The 15,176-nt window shown below is 68.1% G+C and carries 17 protein-coding genes; 8 read left to right on the top strand and 9 right to left on the bottom strand.

Features of this window, described 5'->3' with window-relative positions:
• Positions 1-39 precede the first annotated feature (39 nt).
• Positions 40-1,356 (top strand): S8 family peptidase, encoded by a 1,317-nt coding sequence (locus tag ACN9M2_RS14095; RefSeq protein WP_426285319.1) that lies wholly within the window; start codon positions 40-42, stop codon positions 1,354-1,356.
• A 25-nt stretch (positions 1,357-1,381) separates the two neighbouring features.
• Here ACN9M2_RS14095 and ACN9M2_RS14090 read toward each other — a convergent pair whose 3' ends face one another.
• The 4 genes from ACN9M2_RS14090 to wrbA all read right to left on the bottom strand — a co-directional run bounded on the left by ACN9M2_RS14090 (position 1,382) and on the right by wrbA (position 4,619).
• Positions 1,382-1,867, bottom strand: a complete 486-nt coding sequence (locus ACN9M2_RS14090) for an asparaginase domain-containing protein (RefSeq protein WP_426285318.1) — start codon at positions 1,865-1,867, stop codon at positions 1,382-1,384.
• Positions 1,868-1,933: 66 nt separating this feature from the next.
• On the bottom strand, positions 1,934-3,592 hold the full coding sequence (locus tag ACN9M2_RS14085) for an acyl-CoA dehydrogenase family protein (protein ID WP_426285317.1): 1,659 nt from the start codon (positions 3,590-3,592) through the stop codon (positions 1,934-1,936).
• Between the two features lie 89 nt (positions 3,593-3,681).
• Positions 3,682-4,020, bottom strand: coding sequence for a DUF2069 domain-containing protein (locus ACN9M2_RS14080; RefSeq protein WP_426285316.1), 339 nt, complete (start codon positions 4,018-4,020; stop codon positions 3,682-3,684).
• Complete coding sequence (gene wrbA / locus ACN9M2_RS14075) at positions 4,017-4,619, bottom strand: NAD(P)H:quinone oxidoreductase (RefSeq protein ID WP_426285315.1); 603 nt, start codon at positions 4,617-4,619, stop codon at positions 4,017-4,019. Before wrbA ends, ACN9M2_RS14080 begins: the two co-directional genes overlap by 4 nt.
• An 80-nt stretch (positions 4,620-4,699) precedes the next feature.
• Here wrbA and ACN9M2_RS14070 point away from each other — a divergent pair, with 80 nt between their 5' ends.
• The 3 genes from ACN9M2_RS14070 to ACN9M2_RS14060 are packed head-to-tail and all read left to right on the top strand — an operon-like array spanning position 4,700 to position 6,706.
• Positions 4,700-5,971 carry a YihY family inner membrane protein gene (locus ACN9M2_RS14070; RefSeq protein ID WP_426285314.1) on the top strand — a complete coding sequence of 424 codons (1,272 nt, stop codon included), beginning with the start codon at positions 4,700-4,702 and terminating at the stop codon, positions 5,969-5,971.
• Positions 5,968-6,435 carry a TlpA family protein disulfide reductase gene (locus ACN9M2_RS14065; RefSeq protein WP_426285313.1) on the top strand — a complete coding sequence of 156 codons (468 nt, stop codon included), beginning with the start codon at positions 5,968-5,970 and terminating at the stop codon, positions 6,433-6,435. The genes ACN9M2_RS14070 and ACN9M2_RS14065 overlap by 4 nt, the downstream gene beginning before the upstream one ends.
• A gap of 1 nt (position 6,436) precedes the next feature.
• Positions 6,437-6,706 carry an acylphosphatase gene (locus ACN9M2_RS14060; RefSeq protein WP_426285312.1) on the top strand — a complete coding sequence of 90 codons (270 nt, stop codon included), beginning with the start codon at positions 6,437-6,439 and terminating at the stop codon, positions 6,704-6,706.
• Between the two features lie 218 nt (positions 6,707-6,924).
• Here the strand turns inward: ACN9M2_RS14060 and ACN9M2_RS14055 are convergent, their stop codons facing one another.
• Complete coding sequence (locus tag ACN9M2_RS14055; RefSeq protein WP_426285311.1) at positions 6,925-7,371, bottom strand: copper chaperone PCu(A)C; 447 nt, start codon at positions 7,369-7,371, stop codon at positions 6,925-6,927.
• Positions 7,368-7,985 carry an SCO family protein gene (locus tag ACN9M2_RS14050; protein WP_426285310.1) on the bottom strand — a complete coding sequence of 206 codons (618 nt, stop codon included), beginning with the start codon at positions 7,983-7,985 and terminating at the stop codon, positions 7,368-7,370. The genes ACN9M2_RS14055 and ACN9M2_RS14050 overlap by 4 nt, the downstream gene beginning before the upstream one ends.
• 81 nt (positions 7,986-8,066) lie before the next feature.
• Here ACN9M2_RS14050 and ACN9M2_RS14045 point away from each other — a divergent pair, with 81 nt between their 5' ends.
• Positions 8,067-8,489, top strand: coding sequence for a DUF423 domain-containing protein (locus ACN9M2_RS14045; protein WP_426287930.1), 423 nt, complete (start codon positions 8,067-8,069; stop codon positions 8,487-8,489).
• On the opposite strand, the gene ACN9M2_RS14040 is transcribed toward ACN9M2_RS14045, so the two are convergent.
• From ACN9M2_RS14040 to ACN9M2_RS14030, 3 genes are all read right to left on the bottom strand, one after another.
• Positions 8,446-8,631 carry an Arc family DNA binding domain-containing protein gene (locus tag ACN9M2_RS14040; protein WP_426285309.1) on the bottom strand — a complete coding sequence of 62 codons (186 nt, stop codon included), beginning with the start codon at positions 8,629-8,631 and terminating at the stop codon, positions 8,446-8,448. The two genes, ACN9M2_RS14045 and ACN9M2_RS14040, sit on opposite strands and share 44 nt — an antisense overlap.
• 105 nt (positions 8,632-8,736) lie before the next feature.
• Positions 8,737-9,603: an SPFH domain-containing protein gene (locus ACN9M2_RS14035; protein ID WP_426285308.1), complete on the bottom strand. Its 867-nt coding sequence runs from the start codon at positions 9,601-9,603 to the stop codon at positions 8,737-8,739.
• 69 nt (positions 9,604-9,672) lie between these two features.
• A complete protein-coding gene (locus ACN9M2_RS14030) occupies positions 9,673-11,166 on the bottom strand; it encodes a transglutaminase-like domain-containing protein (RefSeq protein ID WP_426285307.1) in 1,494 nt (497 codons plus the stop codon).
• Positions 11,167-11,292: 126 nt separating this feature from the next.
• Here ACN9M2_RS14030 and purT point away from each other — a divergent pair, with 126 nt between their 5' ends.
• The 3 genes from purT (at position 11,293) to ACN9M2_RS14015 (ending at position 15,092) form a co-directional block, all read left to right on the top strand.
• Positions 11,293-12,474: a formate-dependent phosphoribosylglycinamide formyltransferase gene (gene purT / locus ACN9M2_RS14025; RefSeq protein ID WP_426285306.1), complete on the top strand. Its 1,182-nt coding sequence runs from the start codon at positions 11,293-11,295 to the stop codon at positions 12,472-12,474.
• Between the two features lie 69 nt (positions 12,475-12,543).
• Positions 12,544-14,253 (top strand): hypothetical protein, encoded by a 1,710-nt coding sequence (locus ACN9M2_RS14020; protein WP_426285305.1) that lies wholly within the window; start codon positions 12,544-12,546, stop codon positions 14,251-14,253.
• Between the two features lie 8 nt (positions 14,254-14,261).
• Positions 14,262-15,092 (top strand): SDR family oxidoreductase, encoded by an 831-nt coding sequence (locus ACN9M2_RS14015; protein ID WP_426285304.1) that lies wholly within the window; start codon positions 14,262-14,264, stop codon positions 15,090-15,092.
• The last annotated feature ends 84 nt before the right edge of the window (positions 15,093-15,176 follow it).

Genomic DNA, 15,176 nt, shown 5'->3' with positions numbered 1-15,176 from the left:
ACCCCCGCAGCCTCGCTGCGCCATCGAAGGAACGTCCCCATGCGATCGGCTCTCCTCGTCGTCCTCATCCCGCTCGTTTTCTCCTCGTCCGCTCATGCGGACAAGGCCCGTTACATTGTTCATTTCGTCGACGCGGATTCAGCGCGCGCCGCGAGCATGCCCCGTTCGATGGCCGGCACCGCGCGGCTCGGCGCACCGCGACATGTGCGTTCGCTCGCGGCGGGTGGCGAGCTCTTCGAGATAAACGGCGGCGACGTGTCCCGTCTTGCCGGTTTGCAGGGCATCGCCGCCGTCGAGGAGGACCTCGTCGTCACCGCCACGGCCATCGTCGACCCGCTATGGAAACGGCAGTGGTACATGCACGATCACAAGGTGGGCGTGGACGCCGAAGTGGCATGGCGCTATACGCGTGGGGCGGGAGCGGTGGTCGCCGTGCTCGACACCGGTGTCACCCCGCACCCCGAATTCGATGACCAGTTGCTGCCCGGCTACGATTTCGTGAGCGATGCCGCCGCCGCGCGCGACGGTGACGGCCGCGATGCGAATCCCGCCGACGAAGGCGACTGGAGGGACGCCGGCGACTGTGGTTCGCCGCGCGTCGCCCCGTCGTCGTGGCATGGATCGCACGTGGCCGGCCTCGTCGTGGCGCGTTCCGGCAACCGGCCGGGCATCGTGGGGCTCGCGCCCGAGGCGAAGCTGCTACCTGTGCGCGTGCTCGGTCATTGCGGTGGGCGGATTTCGGATGTCGCCGATGCGATCGTCTGGGCCAGCGGCGGCATGGTGCCGGGCGTGCCTCCACTCGAACGTCGTGCCGATGCGATCAACCTGAGTCTCGGCGGGCCGGGCGCTTGCGGCATCGCGATCGCGCGGGCCATCGAACAGGCGCGCGGACGCGGCACGGTGGTGGTCGCCGCCGCCGGCAACGATCGGGCGAAGGCCTCGACCAACGTGCCCGCGAACTGCCCGGGCGTGGTCACGGTCGCGGGCCTGGCGCGTGACGGCTCGATGGCGTGGTATTCCAATCACGGTGAGCGCGTCACTCTCTCCGCGCCCGGCGGCAGCTTGCGCGAACGCGGGGCGGACGACATCGTGTCCACGGTCGACGCGGGCAAGCGCGGTCGCGAGCGTCCCATCTTCGCGTATCACGCAGGTACCTCGATGGCGGCACCACAGGTGGCGGCGCTCGTCGCGCTGATGCGTTCGGCCGATCCCGCCATCGGTGTCGACGACGTGACACGGCAGTTGGTCGACAATGCGCGGCCCCTTCCGGGACCTTGCCCGAAGGGTTGCGGAGCGGGCCTGATGGATGCCGGCGCGACCGTCGACGCGGTGGTCGAGGATCGCGCGCGGCGTTGAGGCGGCGTCGAGTCCGCCCCCGGGCTCAGATGGCCTCGAAACGATTCGCGTCGCGGTTCTTGCGGACCGTGGCCGGATCCCACACGCGGCCGTTCATGGCGATGTAGACGCCGTCGGCCAGTGTCTGTACCGCACCCACGGCGCAACCGATGTTGAACACCGCGTCGGATCCCTGGAAGCGCGCGGGGTTGAGCGCGCCGGTGAGCACGATGACCTTGCCGGGAATGCCAGCCAGTACGCGGGCCGTCTCGACCATCGTGTCGGTGCCGTGCGTCACCAGCACATGACGATGCGGCTGTGCCTCGATCGTGCTGCGGATCAGCGCGCGATCCTCGTCGGTCACGTGCAGGCTGTCCTTGCGCAGGATGGGAATCACGTCGAACCGGAAGGCGACGCCCAACTGGTGGAGAATGTCGCCGATCTGTGGCGAGCCGATCTGGTAGTCCGACTTGTCGTCGAAATACACCTTGTCGATGGTGCCGCCGGTGGTGACGATGGTGAGCTGCTGCATGATTGACCTGGGAAGCGGGGTGGAGCGGAGCCGGCATTCTACATCGCATGTCCCGGATGAGCCGCCTCAGCGATGAAGGCCTGCCGCCGGTGCGTCCGAGGCCAGGGACATGTCCTGGTCGTTTTCCGGCAGCGCCAGCCGGTCCAGGCCGTGTGCGATGAACCGCCGCGCCGCGGCGGCGGGTCGGGAATCGCCCGAGGTGACCGCCCAGGCCGCCGATCGCAGGAGGAGCGCGGCGGCCATCGTACGCGCGAGGGTAAAGGCGATCCCGCGTGCCGAGGCCTCAAGGGCGGCGCGATCCGCCGCGATCTCGCCCAGCAAGGCTTCCGTCGCGTCGATGGTGGCCACGATGGTCCCGCGTTCTGGTGCCCCTTCCGGCACCAGCGCGCCGATGGCCTGCCTGAGCGGTGCGAGGCCGCTGGGCAACGCACGCAGCATGTCCAGCGAGAGCACGTTCGTGGTGCCTTCCCAGATCGCATATACCTGGGCGTCCCGCAGCAGTTGCGGAAGGCCGGTGTCCTCGATGTAGCCGGCGCCGCCGAAGCATTCCAGGGCTTCGGACACCACGCGGATCGAGACCTTCGCCGTCCACAGTTTCGCCAGGGGCGTCAGCAGGCGCAGCAGGGCGGCATCCTGAGCCTCGCCTTCGCCGTGTTCCGCGCGACCCAGCAGCTCCGCGACGTGGAAGGTCAGGGAGAAGGCGGCCTCGTATTCCGCCTGCATGTCCGCGAGCGTCCGCGCATGCAGGGGATGGTCGATGAGACGGTGACCGAAGGCACTGCGCCGCAGGGCGTAGTCGCGGGCGAGGGCGATCGCCCTCGCCATGCTCGCCACCGCGCACACGGCGTTCCAGGTGCGCGTGACGTTGAGCATCGGGGCGATCTGGCGAACGCCACGGTCCAGCGGGCCGACGGGTGTCGCGGGCAGTCCGTCGAGATGGATCTCGGCGGTGGGCAATTCGTGGGTACCGAGTTTTTTCTTGAGCCGGTCGATGGTGATGCCTCGCCACGCACCGTGCTCGTCCTTCGTCTCGACGTAGAAGAGCGCCAGCGCCGCCGTGCCCGTGCCTGCTCCTTCCGGACGCGCCAGTGCGAGCGCGGCCTCGCCCACGACGGCCGAACTGAACCACTTGCGGCCATACAGGCGCCACTGGCCTTCGGCATCCTGCCGGGCCGTGGTTTCGGTACGCCCGACATCGGAGCCGCCGGGCGTTTCCGTCATCCATTGGCCCGACAGCCAGAACGTGGCCGGATCGCGGCTGAGGAAATGCGGCAGCGCGCGTTCGATCAGGCCTGCATTGCCCGAGGCGCGCAACGCCGTCGCCGCGCCATCGGTCATCGCCAGCGGGCAGCAGTAGAATTCGCTGGCCACGTGGTAGAGGTATACACGGGCGAATTCCTCGACGCGTGCCCAGCGCGACGGTTCGTGCCCCGCGGCCAGCACCGCGTGCTTCGTCGTCAGGCCGGGGCCTTCCTCCCAGGCCGTGGTCAGGGCGATGCGATCGACGCGGGAGCCCCACGCGTCCCACTGCGTGAGGACGGGTTCGCCGCGCGGCGTGCGTCCACGACGATCCCAGGCCATGACGGCGTAGTCGGCCAGCGCCTCCAAGTCCGGACGCATCGCCGCCAGGCGGTCGGCGGGCAGCGTGTGACCCAGCCACGCGTTGAGCACGCGGTCGTCGCGGAAGGGATGCGCCAGTCGCGGCGCTTCCTGCACAAAACCCATCGTGGCGTCCTCATCGTCGGATTCGATGCCTAGCCTGCACCGGCCCCGTCCGTCCGTCGATACGCTGCGCAACATGCGCCGCGCCGGGATCAGCGCCGGCGGCGGACGCCCACGCCGAGCGTGCCGATGAGCAGCAGGGTAAGCACGATCTCCACGACCGCCAGCCAGCGATCCGCTGTGGAGCTCCACGTTTCGGAGACGCCGTGGCAGAAATAGAACAGGGCGAGGATGCCGACCCAGAGAAGGGCGCGGGCCACGTTCGGCAGCGAGAGCAGCGGTAGCAGCAAGGGGGGTACGGTGAGGACGAACGCGACCCACGTCGGGATCGATACCGGCGGATACAGGGTGTACCAGAGCACCTGCAAGGCCAGCAGGGCCGCCCACGCCGCAAGCCCGACCTTCTGCGTGGTACTCAACGGCTGGCTCACGCGGGGGTGCCCAGACGCCGGGCGACGTCGGCGAGGCGCTTGCCCAGCGCACGCGCCAGTTCGCGTTCGTGATCGCTGATGCCGTCGTCGCCGCGACTGCCGGCAACATGGCTCGCCCCATACGGCGTGCCACCGGTCGTCGTGCTGCTCAGCGCCGGCTCGGTATAGGGAATGCCCACGATGAGCATGCCGTGATGGAGCAGCGGCAGGGCCATCGAAAGAAGGGTGGCTTCCTGGCCCCCATGCATCGTACTGGTCGAGGTGAACAGCGCCGCCGGCTTGCCGGAGAGGGCGCCCGAGGCCCATTCCGCGCCGGTGGTATCGATGAAATGCTTCAGCGGGGCCGCCATGTTGCCGAAGCGCGTGGGGCTTCCCATCGCCAGGGCCACGCATTCGACCAGGTCGGCGCGTGTCACGTAGGGGGCGCCTTCCTCGGGTTCCGGCGGCATCGCCGTTTCGGTGACCGGCGCCACGGGTGGCACCTGGCGAAGGCGCGCCCGCATGCCCGGCACTTCTTCGACCCCGCGGGCGATGAACCGGGCGAGCTGGGCCGTGTGGCCGCTACGGCTGTAGTAGAGTACGAGGACGTCGTGGGACATGGATGGCCGCCTTTGCGAAGGCGCTAGTCTCGCAGAACTGCCACGCGTTCCCAATCGTTTGGGACTGGATGAGGATGGACATGCCGCTGCGCATCGATCGCGACCGCGCGTTGAGTTTCTCGCGCTTCACCTGGCTGCGCTTCGTCGACGACAAGTGCTTCGAGACCGCCGGCGCGCTCTCGTACACCACCCTGGTGTCATTGGTGCCACTCACGGTGGCGATCTTCGCCATCCTCTCGGCCTTTCCCGTGTTCGCGGAATGGCGCGGTTCGCTGGCGAACTACGCATTCCAGAATTTCGTGCCGGCCACCGGCATGAAGGTGCAGGAATACATGCTGGCCTTCGCCGACAAGGCCAGCCAGCTCACCGGCATCTCGATCCTGGTGATGCTGTTCAGCGCCGTGTCGATGATGATCAGCATCGAAGACCGCCTCAATCGGATATGGCGCGTGCGCAAGCCGCGTGGCTGGGCCTCGCGCCTGCTGTTGTACTGGGCGGCGCTGACCCTGGGCCCGATCCTGGTCGTCGGCGGGCTGGCCTTGTCCTCGTACATCACCGCGCTCCCGATGCTGCATGCGGCGGCCGACCAGATCGCGACGCAGAGCCGCCTGCTCAACCTGCTTCCGTTCGTGATCACCTTCGTCACGCTCGTGCTCATGTACACGATGGTGCCGAACCGTCGCGTTTCATGGCGGCACGCGGCCATCGGTGCGCTGCTGGGCGCGATCCTGTTCGAGTTCGCACGCTGGGGGTTCACCGAGTTCATCCGCAACTCGCCCAACTACGAAGAGATCTACGGCGCGCTCGCGGCGATCCCGATCTTCCTGTTGTGGATCTACCTGTCGTGGATCATCGTGATCCTCGGCGCTTCCATCGCGGCGTCCATTTCCGCCTTCGAATACACCGTGCCCCACGAGGCCCTGCCGGAAGGGGCCGAATTCATCGGGTTGCTCGTCGTGTTGCAGCATTTCGTCGATGCGCAGCGATCGGGCGAAAGCGTGGACCCCGCCACGGTGCGCCTGCGCGAGCCGTACCTGCCGTCGAGTGCGATCGCAGCTTATTTCGACGACCTGCAACGAGCCGACATGATCCAGCGCGGGGAAGCCGGCGGCTGGTTGCTCAGTCGCAGCCTCGACGCGACCGAACTGCTGCGCGTGTATCGCTGCACGCAGTACCGCCTTCCCCTGCGCCCGCGTGAACAGGTGGAGCGGCTGGGCATCGAACTGCCGCCGGAGCTGCTCAGCCTGTTGGATAATCTGGCCCTGGCCCTCGACGCCACGCTTGGCGCGCGCCTCGACCAGTTGTTTCCACCCACGCCCATCCCCGCCCCCACCGAGGACACCCCCGCATGATCCCCCGCCTGCTTGCCATCGCGGCCCTGGCCATCGTCACGCCGGCGATCGCCGCCACGGCAGCCAAACCCGAACTCAAGGTCACCACGCTCGATGGCAAGCCGTTCGACCTTGCCGCGCAGCGAGGCAAGTGGGTCGTGGTCAATTACTGGGCCACCTGGTGCGTCCCCTGCATCAAGGAAATGCCGGACATCTCCAATTTCGTGAAGAGCCGCAAGGACGTCTCCGCGATCGGTCTTGCGTTCGAGGATACCGAGGCCGGCGATATCGCGGCCTTCCTGCGCAAGCATCCCGTCGTGTATCCCATCGCGCAGGTCGACGTCACCGCGCCACCGAAGGATTTCGATTCGCCCAAGGGCTTGCCCACCACCTACCTGATCGCGCCGGACGGCCATGTCGCCCAGCGTTTCGTGGGCCCGGTCACGGCGGAAAAACTCAACGAGGCCATCGCCAAGGGGTCGTGACATGAAAGCCGCGCGGTTCGTCGTCGGGGGAAAGGTGCAAGGCGTGTTTTTTCGCGCGTCGGCGCGCGAGCAGGCGCTGGCACTGGAACTCACCGGCCATGCGCGCAATCTTGTCGACGGCAGCGTGGAGGTGGTCGTGTACGGCGACGAAGCTTCGATCGACCGCCTCGAAACCTGGCTGCGCGACGGCCCCGACGCGGCCGAGGTCGACCAGCTCTATCGCGAGGAGATCGGCGCGCACGACGCGCCGGCGGAGTTCCTGGTCAAGTGATGTCGGGACAAGCCCTGGTGGGTTTTGTGTGGGAGCCGCTTCAGCGGCGATCACGCGCCAGCGGGCCGGGTTGAGGCAAGCACCCATCGCCGCTGAAGCGGCTCCCACAAGGGCTTGCCCCATGGCAGCCCCCTCCACAGAAGCTTGCCCCCATCAGTGGGTCAGTCCCCACAGAAGCTTGTCCCACGGAAGTGGGCAAGCTTCCACGGCGTGGTTTATCAGTCCGTCGGCCCGCTGGCGTTCGCCGGTCGCGCGATCAGTGTCGCCGGGATCGTCCCGCCGTCCGACAGCTTGAACGTGACCGTTACCTTCTCGCCGGGCTTCACCGGGTGTTTCGCCTGCATCAACATCACGTGGTACCCGCCGGGAGCGAACGTGAGCTTGCCCTTCGGCGGCAGCGCCACGGTATCGACCATCTCCATCCGGCCCATGCCGCCCTCGGTGCTGCTGCGGTGAATCATCGCCTCCGCGTAGTCCGGGCTTTCCGCGCCGACGATCGTCAGCGCAAGATCGGTGGTGTTCTCGAAGGTGGCATAGCCGCCGGCGGGCAGGGTGCCCGGCAGGACGCGCAGCCATCCCCCCGTCACATGGACGCCCGCGGTGTCGGCGGCGTGCGAGGTGCCGGCAAGCAGGAACAGGGCGACAGCGAGCGAGCGGTACCTCATGGGCGGGTCTCCAGCGACGTGAGCAGGTGAAGGTCGTGCACGATGTCGTCCTGCGAGGCGGACGGCGTGGCCAGGAGGCGCGCCTTGCCCTCGGCGTCGAACAGGTAGATGGCGGAGCTGTGGCTGACCTCGTAGTTGCCGTCGGCGCGATCGGGCTCCCGGGTGAAGGCCGAACGGTAACGCTTCGCCAGCGCCTCCACGTCGCTCTCGGAACCGACCAGCCCCACGGCGCGCTTGTCGAAGGCATTCACGTAGTCGTGCATGATCGCCGGCGTATCGCGCTTGGGGTCCACGCTGACGAACAGGATACGCACCTTGTCCGCCGGCGCGCCGAGGCGGTCGAGCACCACGTGTAACTGGGTCAACGTCAGCGGGCAGACATCGGGGCAGTGCGTGTAACCGAAATACATGAGGACCACCTTGCCCTTGTAGTCGGCGCCGGTGACGCGCTTGCCGTTGTCGTCGGTCAGCTTGAAATCCAGGTCCGGCAGGTGCCCCGATACATCGGTGAGCCGCCATTCGGGCTGGGGTTCCCGCTGGCACGCGCTCAACGCGGCCATGGCGAACAAGGCGATCAGGGCCAGGACGAACCGGCGGCAGATGGACGACTTCATGCGACACTCCGCGAGATATCCCGCGCAGGATACGCCACCCGTGCCGGCGAACAGGCACTTCCGCTGAGGATACCCATGCTCATGCGACAACATGTCAGTCCCGCTGCCGCACTGCTCGCCGGGTTCGCGGGTGCATCCGCCGTGGCCCTGGGAGCGTTCGGTGCGCACGCGCTGCGCGGAGTCATCGACGCGTCGGCGCTCACCACCTGGCATACCGGCGTGGAATACCATTTCTGGCATGCGCTGGCCCTGCTCGTGGCGGCGGCGTGCCTGCCCGAGGGCAGGGCGCGCACCATCGCGGTGGGTCTGTTCGCCCTGGGCATCGTGCTGTTCTCCGGAAGTCTCTATGCACTGGCACTGGGCGCGCCGCGCGTGATCGGCGCGATCACGCCCGTGGGCGGCGTCGCTTTCATCGCCGGCTGGGTGGCCATGAGCGTTTCGCTCCGCCAACGCGGCCGCGTCAATCCTCGGGATCGTCCACCGGCTGGACCTGCGTCCGCTTGAGCCGTCCCGCACGTCGCAACGCATCGCGCAGCACGTATTCGATCTGCGCGTTGAGCGAGCGCAACTCGTCCTCGGACCACGCCTGCATGGCCTCGAGGACAGTGGCGCTCACACGCAACGGATAAGCCTTCTTCTCGCTCATCGTGCGTTTCCGTGACGATGGCCGATACCCGGCTCGGCTTCGCCGTCGGGCTGGCGGCTCCCCTTCCTCGACGCCCATCGCTTTTTTACAGCCGGCACCATGCGCTCAGTTGTACAGCGAACCGGCGTTGACCACCGGTTGTGTCGAGCGGTCGCCGCAGAGGACGACGAGCAGGTTGGAGACCATCGCGGCCTTGCGCTCCTCGTCCAGCTCCACGACACCTTGCGCCCGAAGCTGGTCGAGTGCCATGGCCACCATGCCCACGGCACCTTCCACGATGCGCTCGCGGGCGGCGACGATGGCGCTGGCCTGCTGGCGCTGGAGCATCGCCTGCGCGATCTCCTGCGCGTAGGCGAGGTGGCTGATGCGGGCTTCGATCACCTGGACGCCCGCCTTCGTGAGGCGTGCCTCCACTTCCTGGCGCAAGTGGTTGTTGATCTCCTCGCCGTGGCTGCGCAAGGAAGGCTTCGAATCGTCGTGGGCGTCGTAGGCATAGCTTTGCGCCATCTGTCGCAGCGCCGACTCGCTCTGGATCTGCACGAAGTTCTCGTAGTCGTCGACGCAGAACACCGCTTCCGCCGTGTCCACCACCTGCCATACGACGATCGCCGCGATCTCGATCGGATTGCCGTCGTTGTCGTTGACCTTCAACCGGCTGCTCTCGAAATTGCGCACGCGCAGGCTCACCGGGCGGCGGGAATAGAACGGGTTGGTCCAGCGCAGGCCCTCGCGCCGCTCCGTGCCGGCGTACTTGCCGAAGAGTTGCATCACCTGGCCCTGGTTCGGCTGGACCTGGAAAAAACCCTTGGCGAGGAAGGCGAAGACGGGGATCAGGACCACGGCGCCTGCAGACGCCGGATTACCCCCGTGGGCCATCTGGGAGAACACCCCCGCGCCCGTAAGCAGGACGATGACGATCAAGACGAGGGCGGCCGGAATGCCGGGCAGGGAAGAGGCGGGACGTTCGTTCATGACGGAATGACCCCTGGAATGGTGGGATCATATGATATCAATGTGATATCAAAGTCAAGGCGCCCTGCGTCATGGTGCTCCGCGTCCGCCAGCCACCGGACCGCCTGCGTTGCTCGGCGGAGGCAGGTCGAGAAGCGCCGCACCCGGCATGGCGCGATCGATCCTGATCTTGCCCAACGCATTCATCGCGGCGAAGAAACGCCACGGTTCGCCGTTGCCGGTGCCCAGGGCGATATGGCTCGAGTCGAAGCGACGCTGCGCCGAATCGAAGCTGATCCAGCGATTGTCGATCCACGCCTGCGCCCACGCGTGGGGGACGAAGACGCGGTTGGCGCCCCCCATGCGATCGGCGTAGACGACGCCGGTCACCACGCGTGCGGGAATGCCGAGGGCCCGCGCCATCGCGGTGAGGAGGACGGCGTGTTCGGTGCAATCCCCACGCCGCGTCGCGATCGTCTCGAGGGCCGAGGCGTAGCCCACGTCGAGTCCCTTGACGTTGATGTAGTCGGAGAGGAAGGAGCGCATGCGGCGCATGCGTTGCAGGTCGGTCGTCGCATTGCCCGCGGCGCGTTGGGCAAGTGAGCGCACTTCGCTGGAGTCCGATTGCACCCACGCATTGGCGGCCGTGTCCTCGGCCAGCGGGCCGGGTTCGTCGCCGTGCCGGGAGCCGAATCCGACGTCGACCACATACACGCCGTCGCCCAGCGGCTTCACCCGCTGCTCGTCGGTGTCGATGAACGGATTCGGGATCGCCCCGCGAACGGTGATCGTGTAGCGGATGGGAGCCACGCGCATCGCCGCGAAGATAGGGCGGGGCGCCGAGATCATCGCGGCGCGCAGCAGGTCGATGTCCTGGTCGGGCGCCTGTGCGCAGGCGATGTCGCAGGCCGCCATTTCCAGGCGGAAACCGAGCAGCGGAGCGAGGCTGCGATGGATGAAACCGTTGTCGTCGACCCAGATGTCGACACTGCGATCGCTGGAGCCGCCCGCGATCGACTGGCGAAGGTGATGGAGGGTCTGCCGGGACTCGTCCGGCATGATGACGACTTCGTCGCCGATGACCTCCACGTCGACGTTCGCCACCTGTTGCCTGATCGAGTCGAAGTTGCGCAGGCGGTACGACGTACCCGGCTTGAATCCATGGGCGGCCATGGTGAGGCGCTGGCCTTCGGCGAGCGTCGCCCCGGTCGGCCAGATGAGCAGGTTGACCTTCGATTGGCCGCCGACGGTATTGGCCACCTGGAACGTACCGTCGTCACGCGCTTCACCGGTCGCCAGGTTTTCCTGGGTCGACATCCGGGTACTGGCGTAGAAGGCGAGGGGCGCTCCACTTTCCGATTCCGTGGAGCGCAGTTCGGTGCGCAAGGCCAGCGGCGTGCGCGCCCGCGTCAGCCGGAAATCCAGCACCTGCGTGGTGACCACGCGATCGCCCTGGATCTGGCGGTCGATCCGCAGGCTCCCCACCTTCCGGCCGTCCAGCAGGACGGTCATCCAGCGCTCCTCCGCCAGGAGGGTCGAAGGGGCCAGGCACAGTACGGCGAGGACGGCAAGATAGCGTCTCATGAGCGTACTTCCGGATTGTTGGGGACGGCTCCATCACATCACGTTCGCGGCGCGAGTCAATCCCCCCTTTGGACGGATGGCAGGGCGGCTAGAATGGCGGCTTCGTTTCCCCTGGATACCCCCCGCATGAAGACCTTCGGCACCCCGCATTCCCACACCGCGCTCAAGGTGCTCCTGCTGGGGTCGGGCGAACTGGGCAAGGAAGTGGCCATCGAGTTGCAGCGTTTCGCCGTCGAGGTGGTAGCCGTGGACCGGTATCCGAACGCGCCGGCGATGCAGGTGGCCCACCGCAGCCATGTGATCGACATGCTCGATGGCGCGGCGCTGCGCGCCGTGATCGAACAGGAGAAGCCGGACCTGGTGGTGCCGGAGATCGAGGCCATCCACACGCCCACCCTGGTGGCGATGGAGAAGGAAGGGCTCAAGGTCGTCCCCACGGCGAAAGCCGCGTGGCTCACCATGGATCGCGAAGGCATCCGCCGGCTTGCCGCCGAGGAACTCGGCCTGCCCACCTCGCCTTACCGCTTCTGCGACACCCGCGAGGACTTCCTGGCAGCTGTCGCGGCGTTGGGCACGCCATGCGTGGTCAAGCCGGTGATGAGTTCCTCCGGCAAGGGGCAGAGCGTGGTGCGCTCGCCGGACGATGCCGCCGGGGCATGGGAGTACGCGCAGTCGGGCGGACGCGCCGGGCGCGGTCGCGTCATCGTGGAAGGCTTCGTCGACTTCGACTACGAGATCACCCTGTTGACGGTGCGCCATCGCGACGGCGTATCGTTCTGCGCGCCCATCGGCCACCGCCAGGAAGACGGCGACTATCGCGAGTCGTGGCAGCCACAGCCGATGAGCGATGCCGCACGTGCCGAGGCCGAACGCCAGGCCGACGCGGTCACGGCGGCCCTCGGTGGCTGGGGCGTCTTCGGGGTGGAATTCTTCGTGCGTGGCGACGAGGTGATCTTCTCGGAGGTGAGCCCGCGTCCGCACGACACGGGGCTGGTCACGCTCATCTCGCAGGATCTCTCGGAATTCGCCCTTCACGCGCGTGCCATCCTCGGCCTGCCGGTGCCCGAGATCCACGCCTTCGCTCCCGCGGCCTCGTGCGCGGTGCTCGTCGAAGGGGAGGGCAGTGCGCCGAGATACCACGGCATCGGCGACGCGCTGGCCGAGACGGGCACGATGCTTCGCATCTTCGGCAAGCCGGAAGTCCACGGCCGCCGGCGCATGGCGGTGACGCTGGCGCGCGCGGCCACGGTGGAAGAGGCCCTGGAGAAAGCCAAGCGGGCGGCCAGCCGCATCCGCGTGGAACTCTGACGATCCGCCTACAACGGCCGTTCACGCCCGAATGTTAAGCTGCGACGCTCCTATGGAAGATGCCTTGCCATGAGCGGACGCAGAGACAATAACGACCGCGAATCGCGCGGTCGCACCGAGCCCACGCTGGGCCGCCTCGACGACCTCGACGCACCGGCGCCGCCGGCCGACGATGGCTTGCCGCATATCGTCGTCGACGCACCGCGCCGGCGCGGCGGCCCACAGCCTCCTTCCCCGCCGCGCCGCCCACGCAAGCGCGGCTGGCTGATCCCCGTGCTCGTGCTCGTCCTGATCGGCGCTGCGACGGCGCTGTGGCTGCAGCAGGACAGGCTGCGCAACATGGTGCCGGCCACCGAACTCAACGACACGCTCGCCCAGGCCAACCACGCGCTGGACGAGGGACACCTCGACGGTAGCAATGGCGACAGCGCCCGCGAACTCTTCGAGAAGGCGCGCGACCAGCAACCCGACAGCGACGCGGCCCGCGATGGCCTGCGCCGTGTGGGACAGGCGGAAGTCGCAAGAGCGGACGCGGCGCTGAACGCGGGCAAGCTCGACGACGCGGAAGCCGCGCTCAACGTCGCCCGCGAATTGCTCGGCGGTGGCAACGACGTGGAGCGCATCGCGCAGCGACTGTCGGAGGCGCGCAACCCGCAAGGCCGCACGGAATCGCTCATCGACCAGGCACAGCAGGCCTTCGCCGCCGGGAAATTCGATGGCGACGACGGCGCCGGCGCGTTGTATCGGCGTGTGCTGGACGCGGACAAGACCAATGCGGTCGCGGCGCGCGGTCTCGACAAGGTGGGCGACGCGCTTGCCGCGCAGGCACGCCAGGCCATCGCGGCGGGCGACAAGGCCAAGGCCAACGCACTGGTGGATCGCATCGCCCTCCTGGTACCGGGTTACGGCGACCTGCCGTCGCTGCGGGCGGCGCTCGCGGAAACCAGGAAGCAGGACGACCAGGCGGTCAACGCGCTGATCCAGCAGGGCAACGACGCGATGCGTGCGGGCCGCTTCATCGGCGATGGCGACGACAACGCCCTGGCGCGGTTCCGCGCCGCCCTCGCCGCCGATCCCGACAACGCCGATGCCAAGGCGGGGCTCGGCCGGGTGGCGCAGGCGCTCATCGTCCAGGCCAATGCCGCGCTCGACAGCGAGGACGACGTCCAGGCGACACGCTTGCTCGACCAGGCGGCGAAGCTCGCGCCGAAGTCGGCGGAACTGGCCGCGGCGCGTGCGCGTATCGGTGGCGGCGAAGCGAAGGCGGGAACCCCTGCTGCCGGCGGGCAGCCCACGGGCGACGACGCGATGCCGGAAGCCTCCATGGCGGTCACGCCTGAGCAGAAGGCCAAGGTCGCCGATCTCGTCCGTCGCGCCCAGGCCGCCGCGTCGCGTGGCGACATCATGGATCCGCCGGGCGACAGCGCCTACGACCTGTACCGCAATGCCCTGGCCATCGATGGCAACGACGCCTCCGCACGTGCGGGGTTGCAGGGCCTGCCCACCCTGGTGGAAAAGCAGATGCAGCAGGCGGTGGCCAGCGGCAACGTCCAGCGTGCCGAGAACCTCTACGCCACCTTGTCCGACCTCGCGCCCGGTGGCACCTCGCAGGCCGACCTGCGCCACCGGCTGGGTAGTGCCTGGATCGACAACGCCCTCCAGCGGGCCGGTCAAGGCGACCGTCAGGGCGCTTTCCAGGCGCTGGACCACGCGCGCCGCTACGCGCCCGACGATCCGCGTCTGCAGAGCGCGTACGAGCGCATCGCGACCGGCCGTTGAGTGGTGGCATGAGGGTTCTCGTCATCGGTGGTTCGGGTCAGATCGGCCAGTTCCTGCTTCCCCGGCTCGCCGACGCGGGTGCGGATATCCTCGCGGTCAGCCGGCAGCCACCGGCCGATCCCCGATGGCTCATGGGCGCGCTGCCGGATGCGATGCCGGAATTACCCCCGCTCGACGCCGTGGTCAGCCTCGGGCCGCTCGACCACCTCGCGCCGTGGCTTTCGGCGACCCGCCTGGCGGGTACGCCGCATGTCATCGCCACCTCGTCGATGAGCGCCGAGACCAAGCGCGATTCCGATGTGCCGGAAGAGAGGGAGCTCTCGCGCCGCCTGCGCGATGCGGAAACGACCCTGATCGCCACCTGCGCGTCTCGTGGCATGCCATGGACGCTGTTCCGTCCGACGTTGATCTATGGCGCCGGTGTCGACAAGAGCCTCACGCCCATCGTCCAGGCGGCGTTGCGCCGCCGCGTGTTCCCGATTCCCGCCGGTCGCGGCCAGCGGCAGCCGGTGCACGCCGAGGACATCGCGACCGCGATCATGGCCGCGCTCGGCTCGCCCTTCGCCCGCGGCCACACCTTCCCGATCGGTGGCGGCGAGCGCATGAGCGCCGCGGAAATGTTCCGCCGCGTCCGTCGAAGCGCGGGTGGACCCACGCTGCCTGCGCCGATACCCCGCCTGGCCCTCGATCTCGCAGCATGGGTCTCGCCGGCCATGCGCGGCCCGATCCGCCGGCTGGATAGCGACCTGATCGCCGACAATCGGGAGCTCGAGCGGGTCCTGAACGTCCATCCGCGATCGTTCCGGCCACGCCCGGAGACCTGGCGACCGATGCGTTGACGCGCGGCGCCACGGCTCCGCCAGCGTTCGTTCAGATGAGCGCCGGGGGAGTGCCCCTATCATCCGGGTACGTCTTCTTCCCCA

Origin of the sequence: Luteibacter sp. E-22 (genome assembly GCF_049913125.1) — a bacterium.
Classification (GTDB): Bacteria; Pseudomonadota; Gammaproteobacteria; order Xanthomonadales; family Rhodanobacteraceae; genus Luteibacter.
Note: the sequence above shows the minus strand (reverse complement) of the source record. Positions and strands in the feature narration are given on the sequence as shown.